The organism is Corynebacterium sp. LK33 (assembly GCF_014334955.1).
Lineage (GTDB): Bacteria > Actinomycetota > Actinomycetes > Mycobacteriales > Mycobacteriaceae > Corynebacterium > Corynebacterium jeikeium_D.
In genome coordinates this window covers 166,976-183,945 of record NZ_PDGU01000011.1, presented here as the reverse complement: position 1 = coordinate 183,945, position 16,970 = coordinate 166,976, and the positions used below count along the sequence as shown (strand labels likewise).

Sequence of the window (16,970 nt, the reverse complement as noted above, 5' to 3'; positions counted from 1 at the left end):
TAGCCGCCCGCCGATAACCGATATCAGCTAAAACAGCGCAGTTACAACAGCCAACACAGCCCCAACAGAAAGAACCCCCATGACTAGCTCAACCACCGTTTCCGTACAAAACCGCCTCGACCCGCGGCTTGCCGAGCTGGAAGCCGAGGCCATCGACATTATTCGCCAGACCGCCGGTCAGTTTGACCGTCCGGCACTACTTTTCTCCGGCGGAAAGGATTCCGTCGTCGTGCTCGAGCTGGCCAAGCGCGCTTTCGCACCGGCGGGTATCCCGCTGGAGCTGCTCCACGTCGACACCGGCCACAACTTCCCCGAAGTTATTGAATTCCGCGACAAGATTGCCGCTCAGCCGGGCATCAAGCTGCACGTAGCCAAGGTCCAAGACTGGATCGACAGCGGCATGCTCACCGAGCGTGCCGACGGCACCCGCAACCCCTTGCAGACCGTACCGCTGGTGGAGACCATTGCCAACCGCGGTTACGATGCCGTTCTCGGTGGCGCCCGCCGCGATGAGGAGAAGGCCCGCGCAAAGGAGCGCGTGTTCTCCGTTCGCGACTCCTTCGGCGGTTGGGATCCACGCCGTCAGCGCCCTGAGCTGTGGGGCCTCTACAACGGTCGCCACGCCGCCGGAGAGAACGTCCGCGTTTTCCCAATCTCGAACTGGACCGAGGCCGACGTCTGGGCCTACATCGAAGCCCGTGACATCGAACTGCCGCCCATCTACTTTGCCCACGAGCGTGAGGTGTTCAACCGCGGCGGTATGTGGCTGGCACCGGGCGAGTGGGGTGGACCCCGCGACGGCGAGACCCTCGAGGTTCGCACTGTCCGCTACCGCACTGTCGGTGACATGAGCTGCACCGGCGCTGTCGAATCGACTGCCACCACTATTGCGGAGGTCATGGAGGAACTTCGCACATCCAAGCTCACCGAGCGCGGCGCTACCCGCGCAGATGACAAGTTGTCCGAATCCTCCATGGAAGACCGCAAGAAGGAAGGTTACTTCTGATGAGCCAGCCAAATTCCCCAGCTACCCTGATTACCGCTGACCGCGCCACTCGCGCTCGTCGCACTCTTCGCCTGTGCACCGCTGGCTCCGTGGACGACGGTAAGTCCACCTTCGTCGGTCGCCTGCTGCACGACACGAAGAACATCCTCGCTGACCAGTACGAGGCCGTCGTCGCCTCCTCACAGGCGCGCGGTCAGGAAAACCCTGACCTGTCGCTGCTGGTCGACGGTCTGCGGGCCGAGCGCGAGCAGGGCATCACCATCGACGTCGCCTACCGCTACTTCGCCACCGACGTCCGCTCGTTCATCCTCGCCGACTGCCCTGGTCACGAGCAGTACACCCGAAACACGATTACCGGTATGTCCACCGCTGAGGCCGTCGTTTTGCTTATCGACGCGCGCAACGGCGTCGTGACGCAGACCAAGCGTCACGCAACGGTGGCCGGTCTGCTGGGTGTTCGCCACGTAATCTTTGCCGTCAACAAGATTGATCTGCTGGACTATAGCGAAGAGGCCTTCCGCGCCATTGAGTCGGATGTGGCAGCACTCGCAGAGCGCCTGGGTCTGCAGAACACCTTCGTTGTTCCAGTGTCGGCTCTGGTCGGCGACAACATTGTCGATTCTTCTGAGCACACCCCGTGGTACGAGGGTCCGACCGTGCTGGAGCTGCTGGAAAACCTCAACATCGGTGCCGACCTGGAAACCGATGCCGAGGCTGACCTGCGCCTGCCCATCGACTATGTCATTCGCGATCACGCCACTGAATACCGTGGTTACGCCGGCCGTATCGCCGCAGGTAGCGTGCGTGTGGGCGATGTTGTCTCCGTAGACGCCAACCGTCAGGCTACGGTCACGAAGATCACCGTGGCAGCTGAGGATGTCACTGAGGCCGTGGCCGGCCAGTCGGTGGCCATCAGCCTGGATGCCGAGTTCGACCTCGCCCGTGGCGACCTCATCAGTGGCACGCGCCCGGAAGACGTGCGCCGTTTCTCCGCCGTGGCCGTCCACCTTGCAGACAAGCCGTTGGCAGTCGGTCGCGTCGTAGAGGTGCGCTACGGTGCCGCGCTGGTGCGTGGTCGTATCGCTTCCGTCGATGCGCTCATCGATATCGAAACCGGTGAGCCCACCGGTGTGGCTGATCAGCTTGCAGTCAACGACGTTGCTGAGATTACCGTCGAGGTCGCACAGCCGCTGCCGGTCGATGCCTACCGCGTCGGTGGTCGTGTCGGTGCGTTCCTGCTCATCGAGCCGGGCACCGGTGACACTCTCACCGCAGGCCTCGTGCGTGGCGCTGCCCAGTAGAGCCGCCAGGTAGAGAAACCAGAACGCACAGCTAGCGAGCCTGAGGAGACCATCGATGACCGCACTGATTCTGCTTGCGCACGGTTCTCGGCACTCAGAGACCAAACCGGTGCTCGAAGACGTGGTCGCGCTCGTGCGCGAGAAGATGCCGCTCACCCGCCTGGATGCGCCCTCTCAGATTCGCCTCGCCTGGCTGGACCTCGACGAGCCCTCACTGGATACCGTCTGTGCCGAGCTCGCCGCTGCCGGCGAGACTCAGGCACTGGCTGTACCGCTGCTGTTCACCGATGCGTTCCACTCGCGAGTCGACGTTCCCGAGCAGGTTCGACTCTGCGATCGGCATGGTGTTGACATCACAGTGGCTGAAGGTCTCGGGCTTGGCGACGGCACGAAGCGCGCCGTCGTAAAGCGAATCATCGAAGCGGCGGAGAATGCATCTTTTTCCTGGCCGGTCGATGCGCTGGTGATGGGGGTCGGCTCCTCTGATGAGGATGCCAATGCGGCGGTGCACCAGTTTGCGGCAAATCTTGGCGGGATGCTGCCGGGACATGTGAGCGCGGCATTCGTGGTCGGTCCTGAGAAAATCAAGGGAGCCGATGCTGTGGCCGCGGCGCAGGAGCGCGCGGCCAAGCGCGGACGCGGACTCGTAGTGGTGCCGCTGTTTACCGCGCCGGGCCTACTGTGGGATCGAGTCATCGATGCGGGCGCTGCCGACGGTGCTGGTCAGGTGGCTTTTGGTGAGCCATTGGTCGAGCTGTTGGCGCCGATTGTGTGCTGCCGCTGGGACTCGCGCGCCGCGTACACGGACGTGAAGGTAGTGGCGTAGCCGACGCTTTTTATCCGTCCTAGTTACTCGCCGTTACTCGCCCTTGGAGTGGGTGACCATCTCATCCCACTCGACGTACTTCTTGCGTTCGCGGCCCTCGGCCTCGCCGGCGGTGCGTTCGGCAGCATCGAGCTTGTGCCAACCTTCCCAGTCCAGGTAGTCGATACCCTTGGACTCCAGCAGCTCGTTGACAGCGGACAACTCCGGCTTCGACGGGTTGAATTTCTTGCCCTCAGCGGCATCGGCCAGGAGATTGGCCACGGCCTCGTTGGCATCGCCCTTGGTATTACCAATCAGGCCGACCGGTCCGCGGCGAACCCAACCGGTGGTGTAGAGGCCAGTGATGGCCTCGGCTGCTTCATCCTCGGTGTTGTCGGATTCGATGACTCGACCACCGACGTTGGAAATGACATTCTTCACGTTGTCGAACGGGATACCCGGCAGCGCATCAGAGCGGTAGCCCACGGCGGAGTAGACAGCGCCGACCTTCCAGTCGGTGGTCTCTCCGGTCGGCCGCAGCCCGCCAGCACCGTCGTATTCCATGCGCTGAGTGCGCAAGCCTGTCACATGCTGCTGGCCGTCGGTACCCTCCTCGCTGAGGATTTCCACTGGCGACTCGAAGAAGTGAATGTAGAGCTTGTGCGGTGCGTTCTTCGGCTCACGGATGGCGTAGTTCTCCAGGATGGTGCAGACCTGGTCGGTGATCTTGGAGTTGCGACGCATAATCTCGGATGCGGAGTCGTAATCAATATCGCGCGGATCGACAACGACCTCGACGTTCGGTGAGTAGTCGAGTTCCTTGAGCTCCAGCGGAGTGAACTTTGCCTGTGCCGGGCCGCGGCGGCCGAAGACGTGGACTTCCTTGGCCTTATTTGTCTTCAGAACCTCGTAGACATTGTCCGGAATCTCTGTGACGTGCAGTTCCTCGCCGGTCTTCGCCAGGATTCGAGAGACATCCAGCGCGACGTTGCCGACTCCGACGACGGCCACGGACTCCGCCGAGAGGTCCCAGGTGCGCTCAAACAGTGGGTTGCCGTCGTAGAAGCCCACGAACTCGCCTGCGCCGAAGTGCTCCGGCAGGTCCGCTCCCGGCGTTGGCAGTGCGCGGTCGCCGACGGCACCGGTGGCGAAGATGACGGCGTCGTAATGCTCCTTTAATTCGTCGAGTGTGATGTCCTTGCCGAACTCAACGTTGGAAAATAGGCGCAGCTCCGGCTTTTCCATCACGCGGTGCAAGGCCATGATGATGCCCTTGATGCGTGGGTGGTCGGGGGCGACGCCGTAGCGGATTAGACCGAATGGAGCCGGCATCTTTTCAAACAGATCGACTTCCACGTCAGTACTGGATTTCATCAGTGCATCGGAAGCATAAACACCGGCCGGGCCAGAGCCAATTACGGCAACGCGGAGCGGGCGATTCATGAAGTGTGTCCTTCTTTCTCTAATGCTTTACGACGGCCACGAGGCCGCGGCGTAAGTAGCTGCCAGCGGTGACCTCGTGGGGAAAAGGAGTTATTGGTGAGCTATCGGTTTATTCGACATTCCCAATGGTAGCGCCCCCAATCGTAGCGATAACTTACGAAAAATCGAGAGGCGAGCATCACATCATCGGTGAGATGCTTTTGAAGGCATACAAAACTAAATGTGACCTTAGTCACGTCTAATGTGGGAATTTGGGCTAGTTCACTAGAAAAACCGCATAAAAGCCGCGATTATGCGGGAAAATTGTTGGAATCTGTGGGGAAAAGTGTGGCTACCAGGGGTAACCAAAGAGGTTTGAGTCCGCCGTGAGATGTAAGGTGACTCACAATAAGATGAAAATAATGATTTGGGACTCAGCGGGATTAGATTCAGCAGGATTAGAAGCTCAGCATGATCTTGAGCCTCCGGCAGTCCAACGGCTCGAGCCAAGTCAACGTTTAAATAAGTCAACGATTAAGCGCAGTGCGAGAAAGGAACGTCGGTGAGCGATAAGAACGCCCAAGCGTCCACCAACAACTCCGCAGTCCTGATTACTTCAGTGGACCGCGCAGACAATCTGCAAGATGTCATTACGGCATTGTCTGAGGCACTGGGTGGGGCACGTTGCCTCCACACTGTCGGTGGGGCGCACGGCGCCACCGTGGATCAGGTTGTTGTGGATCCGGAATCCGCGCTTGACACCATCGTCAGTGCTGTTGAAGCTGATCGCGCTGCCAACGAGGGGGCGGCTGTTCTGACCGGCTCCGGCAACCTCGATTTTGACTTCCGCATTGCCACCGTCGCCGGCGCCGGTGTCATCGTTGTCGCTGGTGGCGAGGGCTGCCACACAGAGGCCGCAAAGGCTCGCGTTCGTTTGGCTCTCAGCAGTGCAGCTCAGCGTCACAGCGAGGTACTCGCAGTTGTCCTTACAGGGGAGGAGGCAGCTAAGGCTGCTAAGACTCTCGAGCTCGACGTTCCCGTTGTTGCCGTTGACGATGCTGAGGGGCTGCGCAAGGTCGTAAGCCGCGAGGTCACCGCAGTGATGACTCCACAGCGTTTCCAGTGGTGGCTATTGCAGCGCGCCAAGGCTGATAAGCGTCACATTGTGCTGCCAGAGGGGGACGATGACCGCATTCTTGAGGCCGCTGATTACCTCCTGCGCGAGGACATCTGTGAGCTCACTATCCTCGGCGACCCGGATGCGATGAAGGCGCGCGCCGCCGAACTGGGTTTTGACATCGACGCCGCTCATCTTTGGAACCCGCAGACCTCCGAATATGTTGAGCAGTTCGCGGAGCAGTTCGCAGAGATGCGCAAGGCCAAGGGGGTCACGCTGGAGCAGGCCCGTGAGACGATGCAGGACATCTCCTACTTCGCGACGATGATGATTCACAACGGGCTTGTCGACGGCATGGTGTCCGGTGCAGTCCACACAACTGCGCACACCATTCGTCCGTCCTTGCAAATCATTAAGACCAAGCCGTCGGCTTCCACGGTGTCGTCACTGTTCCTCATGGTTATGGACAACTCGCTGTGGGGTTTTGCGGACTGTGCGGTGCTGCCGAAGCCTGCTCCGGAACAGCTGGGTGAAATCGCGGTAGTATCCGCCGAGACTGCAGCTTCCTTCGGCATCGATGCCCGCGTCGCCATGCTGAGCTACTCCACTGGAGCATCCGGCACAGGTGAGGATGTGGACCGTGTGAAGGCGGGTCTGGCCAAGGCCAAGGAGCTGGCTCCGGAGCTCGCTGTCGATGGTCCGCTGCAGTTCGATGCTGCTATTGACCCGTCTGTGGCTGCGAAGAAGATGCCGGATTCCTCCGTTGCGGGTAAGGCAACTGTTTTCGTGTTCCCGGATCTGGACGCCGGTAACATCGGTTACAAGATTGCCCAGCGCTGTGGTGGTGCATTGGCAATCGGCCCGATTCTGCAGGGCTTGAACAAGCCGGTCAACGACCTTTCCCGTGGCGCCACGGTGCCGGACATCATCAACACGGTTGCAATTACCGCTATTCAGGCTGGAGGAAACTAATTATTATGTCCCGTCACGTACTTGTTTTGAACTCCGGTTCCTCCTCTATCAAGTTTCAGCTGGTAGATCCGGAGAAGGACTCAACGCAGCCGCCGTATGTCTCAGGTCTGGTGGAGCGCATTGGTGAAGAAGACGGCATTATTAATCTGAAGTTCTCCGGACAGAAGATTGAAATCACTGAGCCGATCGCTGACCACGCCAGTGGTCTTGACCGCGCGTTCGAGCTGATGGATGAGCACGGTGTTGGTCCGGAGTCGGTGGATATTGCGGCCGTCGGTCACCGCGTCGTTCACGGTGGTCGCCTGTTCTCTGGACCGGAGCTGATTACCGACGAAATCGTCGGCATGATCCGCGACCTTATTCCGCTGGCGCCGCTGCACAACCCGGCCAATATCGTAGGCATCGAGGAGTCTCGCAAGCTGCTTTCGGACGTGCCTCACGTCGCCGTCTTCGACACTGGTTTCTTCCACACCATGCCGCCAGCTGCTGCTCTGTACCCGCTCAACGCAGAGGTCGCATCGAAGTTTGATATCCGTCGTTACGGCTTCCACGGCACCTCGCATGAGTTTGTTTCCAAGCAGGTGCCGGACCTTCTGAATAAGCCGGCAGAGGAAATCAACCAGATTACGCTGCACCTGGGTAATGGTGCGTCGTGTGCGGCTATCCGAGGTGGCCAGGCGGTGGATACCTCGATGGGGCTGACCCCGCTGGCTGGTCTGATGATGGGCACTCGTACCGGTGACATTGACCCGGGCGTCATCTTCCACCTCTACCGCAACGGCATGAGCATCGACGAGATCGACAATCTGTGCAACCGCCAGTCCGGTCTGAAGGGTGTCTCTGGTGTCAATGACTTCCGGGTTCTGCAGGAGCGCATGGATGACCACGACCCGGATGCTTGGGCTGCATACCAGATGTATGTCCACCAGCTGCGCCGCTACATTGGTTCTTACATGCTGATTCTCGGCCGCCTCGATGCCATCACCTTCACCGCAGGTGTCGGTGAGAACCATGTCGGTATTCGCCGTGATTCGATGGCTGAGCTTGAGAACTTCGGTATCAAGATTGATGACGAGCTCAACTCCCAGCCGAATGACGGCCCGCGTCTGATTTCGGCGGAGGACTCGAAGGTCAAGGTCTTCGTGGTACCGACCAATGAGGAACTGGCCATTGCTCGCTACGCAATGAGCTTCGTGGAGTAGGTTTTGAGGCAGGGGCACTGACGAGTAGGCAGGGGCTCCTGTAACCCTCCGTAATCGACGGCTGCTAGATGCCCCATCTGTTGAATCGGCAGCTGTAACTCAACAAAAATGAGCTCGCTCCCACTGCCTTCCAAACTGGAAGAACCTAGTGGGGCGAGCTCATTTTTCACCGCCGGGGCGACTGCGCCTATGCCTCAACAGGCTCAGTCACCCGGTCATCGTTTCAACGCATCAGCGCAGCTAACTACCAGATGTAGACGCCGTCGCCGACCTGCAGGGTATCGAAGTACTTCACAGCATCATCGTGGTTCAGGTGGATGCAGCCGTGGGACATCTGATTAACAGAGCCCTCGTGGAAAGCTTCGCCGTCGTTGGTGAAGTACACCGAGAACGGCATCGGACCGTTGTAAGGACGGGACCACTCATCGCGGACCTTGCGGGTAACGCTCAGGTGGCCGCGGGTGGTTTCGTAACCCGGCATACCGGAGGACATTGGCACCGGACCGTAGGTGATGTTGCCATTTTCCTGCAGCCAGGTCTTCTGGTTAGCCAGGTCAACGCATGCGCGGGCGCTCGGCGGGCACGGGTTGTTTGGCTCTGGGCGTGGTTCAGGGCGTGGCTTCTGCTCTGGCTGTGGAGCAGGGGCAGGCGCCGGCTCAGGCTGCGACGGCTCGTCCTGGCCCCCCAGCAAACCGAAAATCTCGTTGACGACGCGGGTGGCTTCGGCCTTCTGTGCAGCTGGCAACGGCAGGCTGTCGATGGCGTTCAGCAGCTGAGTTTTGACCTTGTCCGCCACCTGCTTGTTGTTTTCAGCGAACTTGAAGTTTTCATTAATCAGAGCGACGACCGAATCCGGCAGCTTCACCGAAGAGGAATCCAGTACCTCAGAGAGCTCAGGGGCAAGGTCGCCCGAATTCAGAGTCGAGATCTCCGGCAGCTTGAGGTCCCGAACACTCTGGCTAAGCGACTGCAGGTCTGGAGAAACCGGCAGGGCAACGGCAGTGCCGGCCCCAATACCAAAGGCGGTGGTGAGGGCTGCAGCGCTGATAATTACGCGCTTAGCGCTGCGGAGAGAGGATTTCGAAGAGGCAAACATAGAGGATATCTTAAACCACGAAAGGCAATTCTCTCTTTATTCACCAATTCTGGGGTGGCGCTCAGGCCCACAACAGCATGTTTGACCAGGTTCGGTAAGGAGCTGTTAGAGAGCTAACGCCAAGTCCGTGGCCGAATGAGATTTGCGATATCCACCAAGTTGTAGCGGTGTCGCGGAAACTGCGAAGAGCGTGCCAGCATCCGTAAGTCTTTTTCCAATCCTTCACGCAGGCCGGCCACGGTAAAGGGCGCATCGAAAAGACCATTGGAGCTAGCTGCATGGTCGAGGTTCGAGCTGCGCAACCAGTTCAGCGCGGACGCCATCACGGCGATGCGCAGCTGTGGCATGCGCGGTTCATTCGTCGGCAGCTCCACCAGACGACGCGCAGCACGGCGAATTCTCGATTCAGTTAACTCGGAGGGCATCCCTGAGGTGAGCATCAGAATCGTCGTCAAACGTGCCATGCGATGGTGACGGGAGTTACCGGGTACGCGGTCAAGCTGGGAGATAGCCATTTCGTGTTGGCGCTCAGAGGCCAGCTGACGAGCTAGCCCGAAGGCGGAGGATACCGTCGTCGGGTTGGCCGCCCACACGACGGCGTAGAGACGCAGGGTGTTGAAACGAATCGTCTGAGGCGACAGGGACTCGCTGGCCCAGGCGGGGGAGAAGATCTCGGGCGTATCGGCAGCGACATTATCCAGCGCGCTGCTCAAGTTCGCGGCGGCGCGGGCGACAGCGGGCTCGAGGAGAGATGCGTTGGCGATGCCCAAGCGCTGTTGAATCAACTCGAGAGTCGCTGCCAGCGCCAACTTCGGGGCGGGCTCGCCGGGCAGCATCGTCAGCACGTGGTGGAACGAGGCGAGGGCATCGTTGAATTGGTCGAGAAGCAAATAAGTCACGCCCTCGTACCAGTGGTAACGCCAATCGCGCTGCAAACGTTCAGAGACATCGCGGAGGCTGTCGCGGGCCTCATCAATTAATCCGAGGTCCAGTTTCGCACGCACGATGCCCAGTGGAATTTCCACGGAAGAGCCATACTCGGGTTCGGACAGCGCATTGGTCAGTGTTTCGATAAGTTCGTTGGGCTCTGTAAACGACGAGGCACTCAAGATGCGCGCACCCGGATCTGTCGGGTTAATCAGTGGTACAGGCAGCGCGAAGGTCACTTCTTGCGGAGTGATTTCCACGCCGCGGGTGATGCCGTCGACAAGCTGATCGGTGCGGAACACCAGGTGCTTGGTGCCGTACGTGGAACGCTGCGGCGAGAAATTCGACACCGCCTGCGGGAATTGCACGCCGTCGCGCACCGCCAGAATCTCGCGCAATACGCCGATGAGCTGCACACTCATCTCTTCGGCAGAACCGAAGCGAGCCTCCGGGTTCTCGTGGCAAGCGCGTAGTAGGAAGCGGTAGAGCGAGTAAAAACGGCGGAATAGAGGCTCTTCGACAGGTGAGGGTAGCCCCGGGTCGTAGACGCCGTTGGTCGCCGGCAACTTCAGAATCAGGGAGGCCAGCGTGCGGCCGACTGTGTAGATATCGCTGGCAATCGTCGGTCCCGTCGTGGCAATCTCCGGCGCCTGGAAACCGGGCGTGCCGTAGATATGGCCGTAGGCGCCGATGCCGGTGACCGCGCCAACGTCGATAAGCGTGACGTGGTCTTCGCTGAGCAGCACGTTGTCCGGCTTCAAATCGTTGTAGACAACGCCGCGCGAGTGCAGGTAATCCAGCGCGGGGAGCAGCTCCAGGATGTAGCCAATCGCTAGGTCACAGGGCATGACGCCGTCTGGGTAGCTCCGTCGCTGCTTGCGTAACGACGGGCCGCCGACGTACTCCATCACAATGAAGCCGGTGGCGCTGTTGGCGTCCGTCTCATCGATGAAGTTGATAATCTTCACAATTCCCGGATGCGAGATTTCCGCGAGGAACTCGCGTTCCGCCTGGACTACGGCGAAATCCTTCTCGTTTTTCGCTGCCATCATGCCCTTGAGCACGACCCAACGATCCGAGACATTGTGGTCAATCGCCAGGTAAATCCAGCCGAGCCCGCCGTGGGCAATCGGGCCCACGATCTCGTACTGATCCGCCACGATATCGCCGGCTTTCAGGCTCGGCGCCGGCTTATTCGTCGCTCGAATCTTCTCATCACTCATTACTGCATCGCGCGGATCCTGCGTTGTGATGTACGGCAGGTGCACCATGCCGTCGGCGACAGTGCGTCCGCGGTGTGCATTCGATCGCCTCCGGCGGAAGTCCTCCAACGCTTTCCGGTGCGAGGCCATCGACGGATCTGGCGTCTGGGCGCCGGGTTGGGTCGTCGCGCTTGACGACGAGCCCCCGCGCCCCAACAATTCGGCGATATCGAACTCTTCGTCATCGTCATCATCGTCCGCAAAAGGGTCGAAGGCGACAGCGGCAGTGCCGGGCTCTTGTTCGTCGTCTTCATCGGCGAATGGGTCGAAGGCGACGGCCTGAGTGGCAGCTGCCTCTGCCTCTGCGTGAGCATCCTCCTGGGGCTCCGGCGTGTACTGGGGATGCTGGGCTTGCTGGGCATGCTCGGAGTACTGGTTTTCGTCGCTCATCGGTTATCCACCTCGCCTTCTGGAGCAGCTTCCGGTGTGGGGGAGATTCCAAGTATGTCTTCGTCGTCGCTGTACTGTGGCGATGGCTGTGTACCGCTTGGCAGGAAGGGGCCGAACCAAGTGTCGTAGAGGGACTGCCAGGTGCCATCGCTGGCCATACGCTCCAGGGTCGCGTTGATTTGGCGAACCAGGCCTGGGTTCCCCTTGGATACACCGGCCGCGTAGCTTTCCTCGTTCAAGCCCCGCTGGACAATGGCGGTAGCCGGATCTTGGTCGTTGATACCAGCGAGGATGGTGTCATCGGCAACGACAATCTCTGCCTGGCTGTTTTGAAGTGAAATGAGGCAGTCCGACCAGTTACCGACCAACAGCAGCGTATTGTTCGGCGAGAGCCGTCGAATCAACTCCTCGGTAGTGGATCCCCGGGAAACGCAGATGCGACCGTCCTCGACGTCCTCGGGGGAAGCATCGCCACCCGGCGAAGAGACTAGAACTCCAGCTCGTGCTGTCAAATACGGTGTGGAGAACAGCACCCTTTCGCGCCGGGCATCGGTGACCGTCATAGTGCGCAAAACGACATCGACAGTGCCGTCTTCGAGTGCGGCAGTGCGTTCGTTGCTGTCGACGAACCGAAACTCGACAGCATCGGGATTGTCAAAGATGTCCCGGGCAATCTCTTGTGCCAGGGATACTTCAAACCCCGAGAGCTCTCCGGTGCTGAAGTCGCGGAAGCTGAGCAGGTTCAATGATTGGTCAACACCAACGATGATGCGGCCGCGCTGGTAAATCTCCGGGATTCGCTCTTCCGGTGTTTGGTCATCGGGGGCGAGTGTGGACAGATCTGGGGTGTTGGCTTCTGCCGCAGGCTTCCTCGAGGAGGCTTTGTCGTAGAACGCGCCCGGTGGCAGGGGGAAGTCACCGGTGGCCTCCAGGATTGTGCGCGAGTAGGGATCGTCGGCAAGCGAATCGGTCGCGCAGGCACTGACGGTGAGCCCGGCGATGGCGAGTGCACCAAGGACGGCCCTGCGCCGCCAACCGGCGAGACTGTGGAGCGACGGGGAGAACGAAACAATCATAGGTACTCCAGAAGCCGGTGTCGGAAGCCGAAAACAACCAGAACTGCCGCGATGACGGTCAGCGTAACCGTGGCGAGGGACAGTGCCGCGATAGCGCGACGGGATTGGTCGAGGTTCTCACGGGCGGTCAGGCGGGACTCGGCGATGGAATTCTGTAGCGACTCATCGACCTGGTTGAACGCAGTCGCCGACGAGCTGGCATTATCCACATCGGTCGCGATGCGAACCGCACCGGCGTAGTCGCCTGAACTCAAGTGCTCCATCATCAGGTTGTGGCCGGACTCCCAGCTGTAGATACCGTGGATGGCGGCTCTGACATCGTCGTCCGGCGCGTTGGCGTCCACTCTTTCCAGCTCGCCGACCAGGGTGCGCACCGACTGCGAGAAGGACTCCGCATCCGCGGGCTGACGGCGCACTAAGCCGAGGGTTTCGCTGGCGCGTAGCTGCTGGGCATCAATGCGTACTTGGGTTAGGGCATGAACGTCCGGGCGCTGCTCTCCGAAGAGGGAGTTAGACTGCCACGGCTGAGTGGTGGCGATTCCCACACCGACAAGTGCGATGGCCATCAGCATGGTTGCACCAAACAGGCCGACGTTGAATAGTCGACCGGTGCGGCGAGTCAGCCACCACTGTGTGATTAGCAGCATCAAAATTGCCGCTGCCAGGCCTGACATCGGGAAAAGAGGTGGCTTCGATAGTTCGCGCTGCTCCTCATTAGTCGTGGTACTGGTGCGTTCGTAGAGCGATTTTGCAGCTGGCAGAATCTGGACCTGCATCAAGTTTGAGGCAGAGGCGAGGTACGCGACACTGACGGGGTTGCCCTGGCGCGCATTCGCGCGAGCTGTCTCGACCATGCCGGTGTAGACCGGCAACAGTCGCTGTACAGTCGCGACATCCTTCATCTCTGGATCATCGACGTTTTCAATGCCCGTAGCTGCGCGGGTAGCGGACATGGATGCTTGTGCGATGACATCGTCGAAGTTGCTGACCAAGTCCTGGCTGCTGTTGAGTGTGCCGCGGGAAAAAGCGGTGTTGGCGGACGCATCGGCAATCGTCAGCGAGGCATAGAGATTCTGCGAGGCATTGGCCATCGGCTCGCTCAGCTGCGAAATGCGGGTGAGCTGCTGCTGGCGTTGCGAGGTTGTTTGCCACATGGATAGGCCGGCGGCCAGGATTGCGACGATGAGGATGAGGGCGACTATGGTCAATCGGCCCGGCGACGTTATCAAAAATGACGCTGACCGGCGCACATACGTGGCCGACGGGCCGAGCTTGTCGTAGAGGCGCTCACCGAGAAAACGTGTCAATCTCCGGTTGCGCGGGCCAATCTCCAGGGCATCCACGCGCAAGTCTGTATCGCGCGGAGAGTCTGCCAGGGCTGTTGGGGTTGCGGCCGTTGCTGGGGCATTAGCCGAGGACTCTGTAGTGTCCAGAGCAGTTGATGGTGCCGCGCTCTCGGGAGCCGGGGCGGAGGCGGGAGTATCTTTCGATTCCTTTGCCGCCTGAGCCGCAGTGTGTGTGTCTAAGCTTTCGCCACCGGGAGTGGTGCGACCGCTGAAACGAGTTCGGCGTGGAGCGCGATTCTTGCGGTGGAATGGGTTTCGGTTTTTGTCGTGGGCGCGGGAATGAGGCGCACTTGAAGTGGTTTCACCCATGTGCACGTGTCCTTCCGACGTGACCGAAGTCGCCTGCGACAATCTCTCCGCTCAGAGCAACGTTAGTTCCCTGCAAATCTTAGTCGCTCGAGCTTGTGACGGAAAACACAAGGGTATCTGGCGTAGGGTGGAGACATGCTTCAGGATGGAAATGGTTGGGCGGCCGGCCCCAACGGTACGCGCTGCTGGGGACGCTTCGGAGCTGCAGGACTGCTGATTGTGAGCCCTCAGCGCACTGTGCTTATGCAGTATCGAGCTGACTGGACATCGTTCCCCCTAACGTGGGGTGTTCCTGGTGGGGCTTGTGATTCTCATGAGACTCCTGAGGCGACCGCGCTGCGTGAAACGGCTGAGGAAACTGGGCTGCTTGAGCATCAGCTTCGCATCCTCGACACGCAGGTCACCACTGGCCCCTTCCCGGCCGATCCGGACCGCCCCGAGCTCGCCGGCGGCTGGAAGTACCACACGGTTTACGCACTAGCTGCCGAAGAGCTGGAGACGCATCCGAACGAAGAGTCCCTGGAGCTGCGCTGGATTCCGCTTGGCGACGTCGACAGCCTCGATCTGCTGCCGCCTTTCGTGGAATCGTGGCCCCGGGTGCGCGCGCACCTCGAGAAATTGCTGGAGGGCCTTGACTAGGTGGCTAAGGCCTGAGGTTTACACCGCCCATTGAGGCTGCACGCTGAGATTGGCACACCAAAGCCGCTCCCCGGCGCGACTTTTAAGTCGGGAGAGCGGCTTGCCTACTTGTTGCTTACTTGGAGTCGGCAACTGCTGCTGCGCCAGCAGCCAGCGCGGTGACGGTCAGGACGGACGGCCATGCGCCAATCTTCTTAGCCAGCGGGTGTGAGAGGCCGAAAGCGCCGAGGTAGGCGGCCACCAGACCAGTGGCTCCCAGGGCGCCGGTCTTTGCGTTCCAGGTGCGTGCTGCATATGCGCCGGCGGCGCCCAAGATGACGCCACCGAGCGGGCGAATGCCTGTTTCGCGAGCGGTGAGCCAGCCGCCGATGAGGCCGGTGGCCACCAATGGAGCGGTCTTTACGTCTTTTGCCTTCTTCAAAGTAATAGCCATGAGCATCATCGTACCTAGTAAGAAGGGTTTAGCGGCGCGCTTTTAGAACGGCTCCTGGCGGCGCTGGTGCTCCTCAACATAGCTTTCCGAGTGTTCCGCCAGCTTCAGCAGCGAAGGCAGTGCCTTAATTAGCGCACGCACGTCCTTTTGCGACATTGTCCGCACAATTTCGTACACCAGCGCACCCCAGTGGTCGATAAGCTGCTCCAGCAGGGTCTCGCCATCGCTGGAGACATAGAGGTTCTGCGCACGGCGATCCTTTGCATTGTTCTCGCGTTCAATTAGCCCGTTGTCGAGTAGACGGCGGACTGTTGCCGAAACGTTGGACGGGCGCAGGAAACGCAGGCGTGCAATGTCGGATACGCCGCAGCCCGGGTGGGTCGAAATAAAGTGCAGTACTTCCATTTCCGACTGGGAAATGTCCATCCTGGCATTCGGGCGCTCACCGAGGCGGCGAGTCGACGCAAGGAAGTCATACAGGCCGATGGAAATCTTCTGCACGCTTTCGCGCAGGGATTCATCGGACTCAGTTGAGTCATCCGCGGTGGGGAAGCCGCTCGCTGGCTCCGGGGTGGTGGTGCGCTGAGGGGAGCGTGCAGAAGTCATGATCTTCCTTCCCGACGTAATGAATTGATGTTCTGAATAAACACCTTATATCGTCGAAATAACTTTCTGTGGTGAAAATTTGTAGATTGAACAAAAAGTTAGACTCATAAGTGTTGTGCGGGTGCTTTATCGCACATTTCTGCCCCTGATTTTAGGGGCTGGCAGCAAGGACTCCGCTTTACGACGGCCCCAGCGACACCCCCTAGTAGGAACTAGGCCTACGCGCTTTTCCGCCGCGTTTATCTACACTTCGTAATCCACAATCACCGGAGCATGGTCGGATGCGCCTTTGCCCTGACGCTCTTCGATGTCGATGAATCCGGCGGACGCCTTTGCCGCGAGGGCGGGGGAGGCGAGCTGGAAGTCGATGCGCATGCCCTCATCTTTGAAAAAGCGGCCAGCTTTGTAATCCCAGTAGGTCCACTGGTTTGGGGTGAATTGGCGAGTTACCTCCTTCATGCCCGCCTGCTCCAGCGCATAGAAGGCTGCGCGTTCAGGTGGTGTGACATGTGTTTTCCCCGCGAAGGCTGCCATTGACCAGACATCGCTGTCGGTCGGGGCGATGTTGAAGTCGCCGCCCATCATGAAGGTGGCCTCCGGGTCGTCGTCAAGCGTGGCGATGATGTGCTGACGGAGCTGCTCCAGAATTTCGAGCTTGTACTCGAAGTGCGGGTCGGTGATGTCGCGGCCATTTGGGATGTAGAGGCTGTGGACGCGCACGCCACCGCAGGTAGCGGCGATATGGCGGGCCTCCAATGCGGGAGTTGCGTCGGGGTCCTTGTTGAAACCGGGCTGACCGGGGAACCCTGCCTGGATATCGTCGAGGCCGACGCGGGAGATGATGGCAACGCCATTCCACTGATTCAGGCCGTGGTGGGCGACTTGGTATCCCAGCTCTTCAAAAGCAGCGGTGGGGAACTGGTCGTCCTTGCACTTGGTTTCCTGGACAGCCAGGATATCAATGTCATTCCGGCGCAGCATTTCCACCATTCGGTCGAGGCGGGTTCGAGCCGAATTGACGTTCCAGACACAGATTCGCATATCAACGATTGTAAAAGGGG

Annotated in this window: 14 protein-coding genes; 6 read left to right on the top strand and 8 right to left on the bottom strand. The window is 59.9% G+C overall.

From position 1 onward, the window contains the following. The first annotated feature begins 79 nt into the window (after positions 1–79). Genes cysD through CRD20_RS04150 form a run of 3 tightly spaced genes read left to right on the top strand, consistent with a single transcriptional unit; the run spans position 80 to position 3,133 of the window. Entirely contained in the window at positions 80–1,006 is a 927-nt protein-coding gene (gene cysD / locus CRD20_RS04160) for a sulfate adenylyltransferase subunit CysD (protein WP_187404884.1), read from the top strand. Continuing rightward, positions 1,006–2,307: a sulfate adenylyltransferase subunit 1 gene (locus tag CRD20_RS04155; RefSeq protein ID WP_187404883.1), complete on the top strand. Its 1,302-nt coding sequence runs from the start codon at positions 1,006–1,008 to the stop codon at positions 2,305–2,307. The genes cysD and CRD20_RS04155 overlap by 1 nt, the downstream gene beginning before the upstream one ends. A gap of 55 nt (positions 2,308–2,362) precedes the next feature. Then, positions 2,363–3,133, top strand: a complete 771-nt coding sequence (locus tag CRD20_RS04150; RefSeq protein WP_187400225.1) for a sirohydrochlorin chelatase — start codon at positions 2,363–2,365, stop codon at positions 3,131–3,133. A gap of 33 nt (positions 3,134–3,166) precedes the next feature. Here CRD20_RS04150 and CRD20_RS04145 read toward each other — a convergent pair whose 3' ends face one another. After that, the gene (locus CRD20_RS04145) at positions 3,167–4,555 is read right to left on the bottom strand and encodes an FAD-dependent oxidoreductase (RefSeq protein ID WP_049169886.1); all 1,389 of its coding nucleotides are present in this window, start codon (positions 4,553–4,555) and stop codon (positions 3,167–3,169) included. A 742-nt stretch (positions 4,556–5,297) separates the two neighbouring features. Here CRD20_RS04145 and pta point away from each other — a divergent pair. Together pta and CRD20_RS04135 are read left to right on the top strand one after the other, a co-directional pair. Next, positions 5,298–6,623 (top strand): phosphate acetyltransferase, encoded by a 1,326-nt coding sequence (gene pta, locus CRD20_RS04140; RefSeq protein WP_370545914.1) that lies wholly within the window; start codon positions 5,298–5,300, stop codon positions 6,621–6,623. 5 nt (positions 6,624–6,628) lie between these two features. Beyond that, entirely contained in the window at positions 6,629–7,825 is a 1,197-nt protein-coding gene (locus tag CRD20_RS04135; protein WP_016421525.1) for an acetate kinase, read from the top strand. A 244-nt stretch (positions 7,826–8,069) separates the two neighbouring features. Here CRD20_RS04135 and CRD20_RS04130 read toward each other — a convergent pair whose 3' ends face one another. The 4 genes from CRD20_RS04130 to CRD20_RS04115 all read right to left on the bottom strand — a co-directional run bounded on the left by CRD20_RS04130 (position 8,070) and on the right by CRD20_RS04115 (position 14,231). Further along, complete coding sequence (locus tag CRD20_RS04130) at positions 8,070–8,921, bottom strand: L,D-transpeptidase (RefSeq protein ID WP_016421524.1); 852 nt, start codon at positions 8,919–8,921, stop codon at positions 8,070–8,072. A gap of 113 nt (positions 8,922–9,034) precedes the next feature. After that, entirely contained in the window at positions 9,035–11,500 is a 2,466-nt protein-coding gene (locus CRD20_RS04125) for a serine/threonine protein kinase (RefSeq protein WP_187404881.1), read from the bottom strand. Next, positions 11,497–12,576 carry a glutamate ABC transporter substrate-binding protein gene (locus CRD20_RS04120; protein WP_101687923.1) on the bottom strand — a complete coding sequence of 360 codons (1,080 nt, stop codon included), beginning with the start codon at positions 12,574–12,576 and terminating at the stop codon, positions 11,497–11,499. The genes CRD20_RS04125 and CRD20_RS04120 overlap by 4 nt, the downstream gene beginning before the upstream one ends. Continuing rightward, positions 12,573–14,231: a hypothetical protein gene (locus CRD20_RS04115; protein WP_187404880.1), complete on the bottom strand. Its 1,659-nt coding sequence runs from the start codon at positions 14,229–14,231 to the stop codon at positions 12,573–12,575. Before CRD20_RS04115 ends, CRD20_RS04120 begins: the two co-directional genes overlap by 4 nt. 135 nt (positions 14,232–14,366) lie before the next feature. Here CRD20_RS04115 and CRD20_RS04110 point away from each other — a divergent pair, with 135 nt between their 5' ends. Further along, entirely contained in the window at positions 14,367–14,870 is a 504-nt protein-coding gene (locus CRD20_RS04110) for an NUDIX hydrolase (protein ID WP_076772345.1), read from the top strand. A gap of 115 nt (positions 14,871–14,985) precedes the next feature. On the opposite strand, the gene CRD20_RS04105 is transcribed toward CRD20_RS04110, so the two are convergent. From CRD20_RS04105 to CRD20_RS04095, 3 genes are all read right to left on the bottom strand, one after another. Beyond that, the gene (locus CRD20_RS04105; protein WP_172620224.1) at positions 14,986–15,303 is read right to left on the bottom strand and encodes a hypothetical protein; all 318 of its coding nucleotides are present in this window, start codon (positions 15,301–15,303) and stop codon (positions 14,986–14,988) included. Between the two features lie 42 nt (positions 15,304–15,345). Beyond that, positions 15,346–15,909: a MarR family winged helix-turn-helix transcriptional regulator gene (locus CRD20_RS04100; RefSeq protein ID WP_016421518.1), complete on the bottom strand. Its 564-nt coding sequence runs from the start codon at positions 15,907–15,909 to the stop codon at positions 15,346–15,348. Positions 15,910–16,152: 243 nt separating this feature from the next. Then, positions 16,153–16,950 (bottom strand): exodeoxyribonuclease III, encoded by a 798-nt coding sequence (locus CRD20_RS04095; protein ID WP_187404879.1) that lies wholly within the window; start codon positions 16,948–16,950, stop codon positions 16,153–16,155. Between the last annotated feature and the right edge of the window lie 20 nt (positions 16,951–16,970).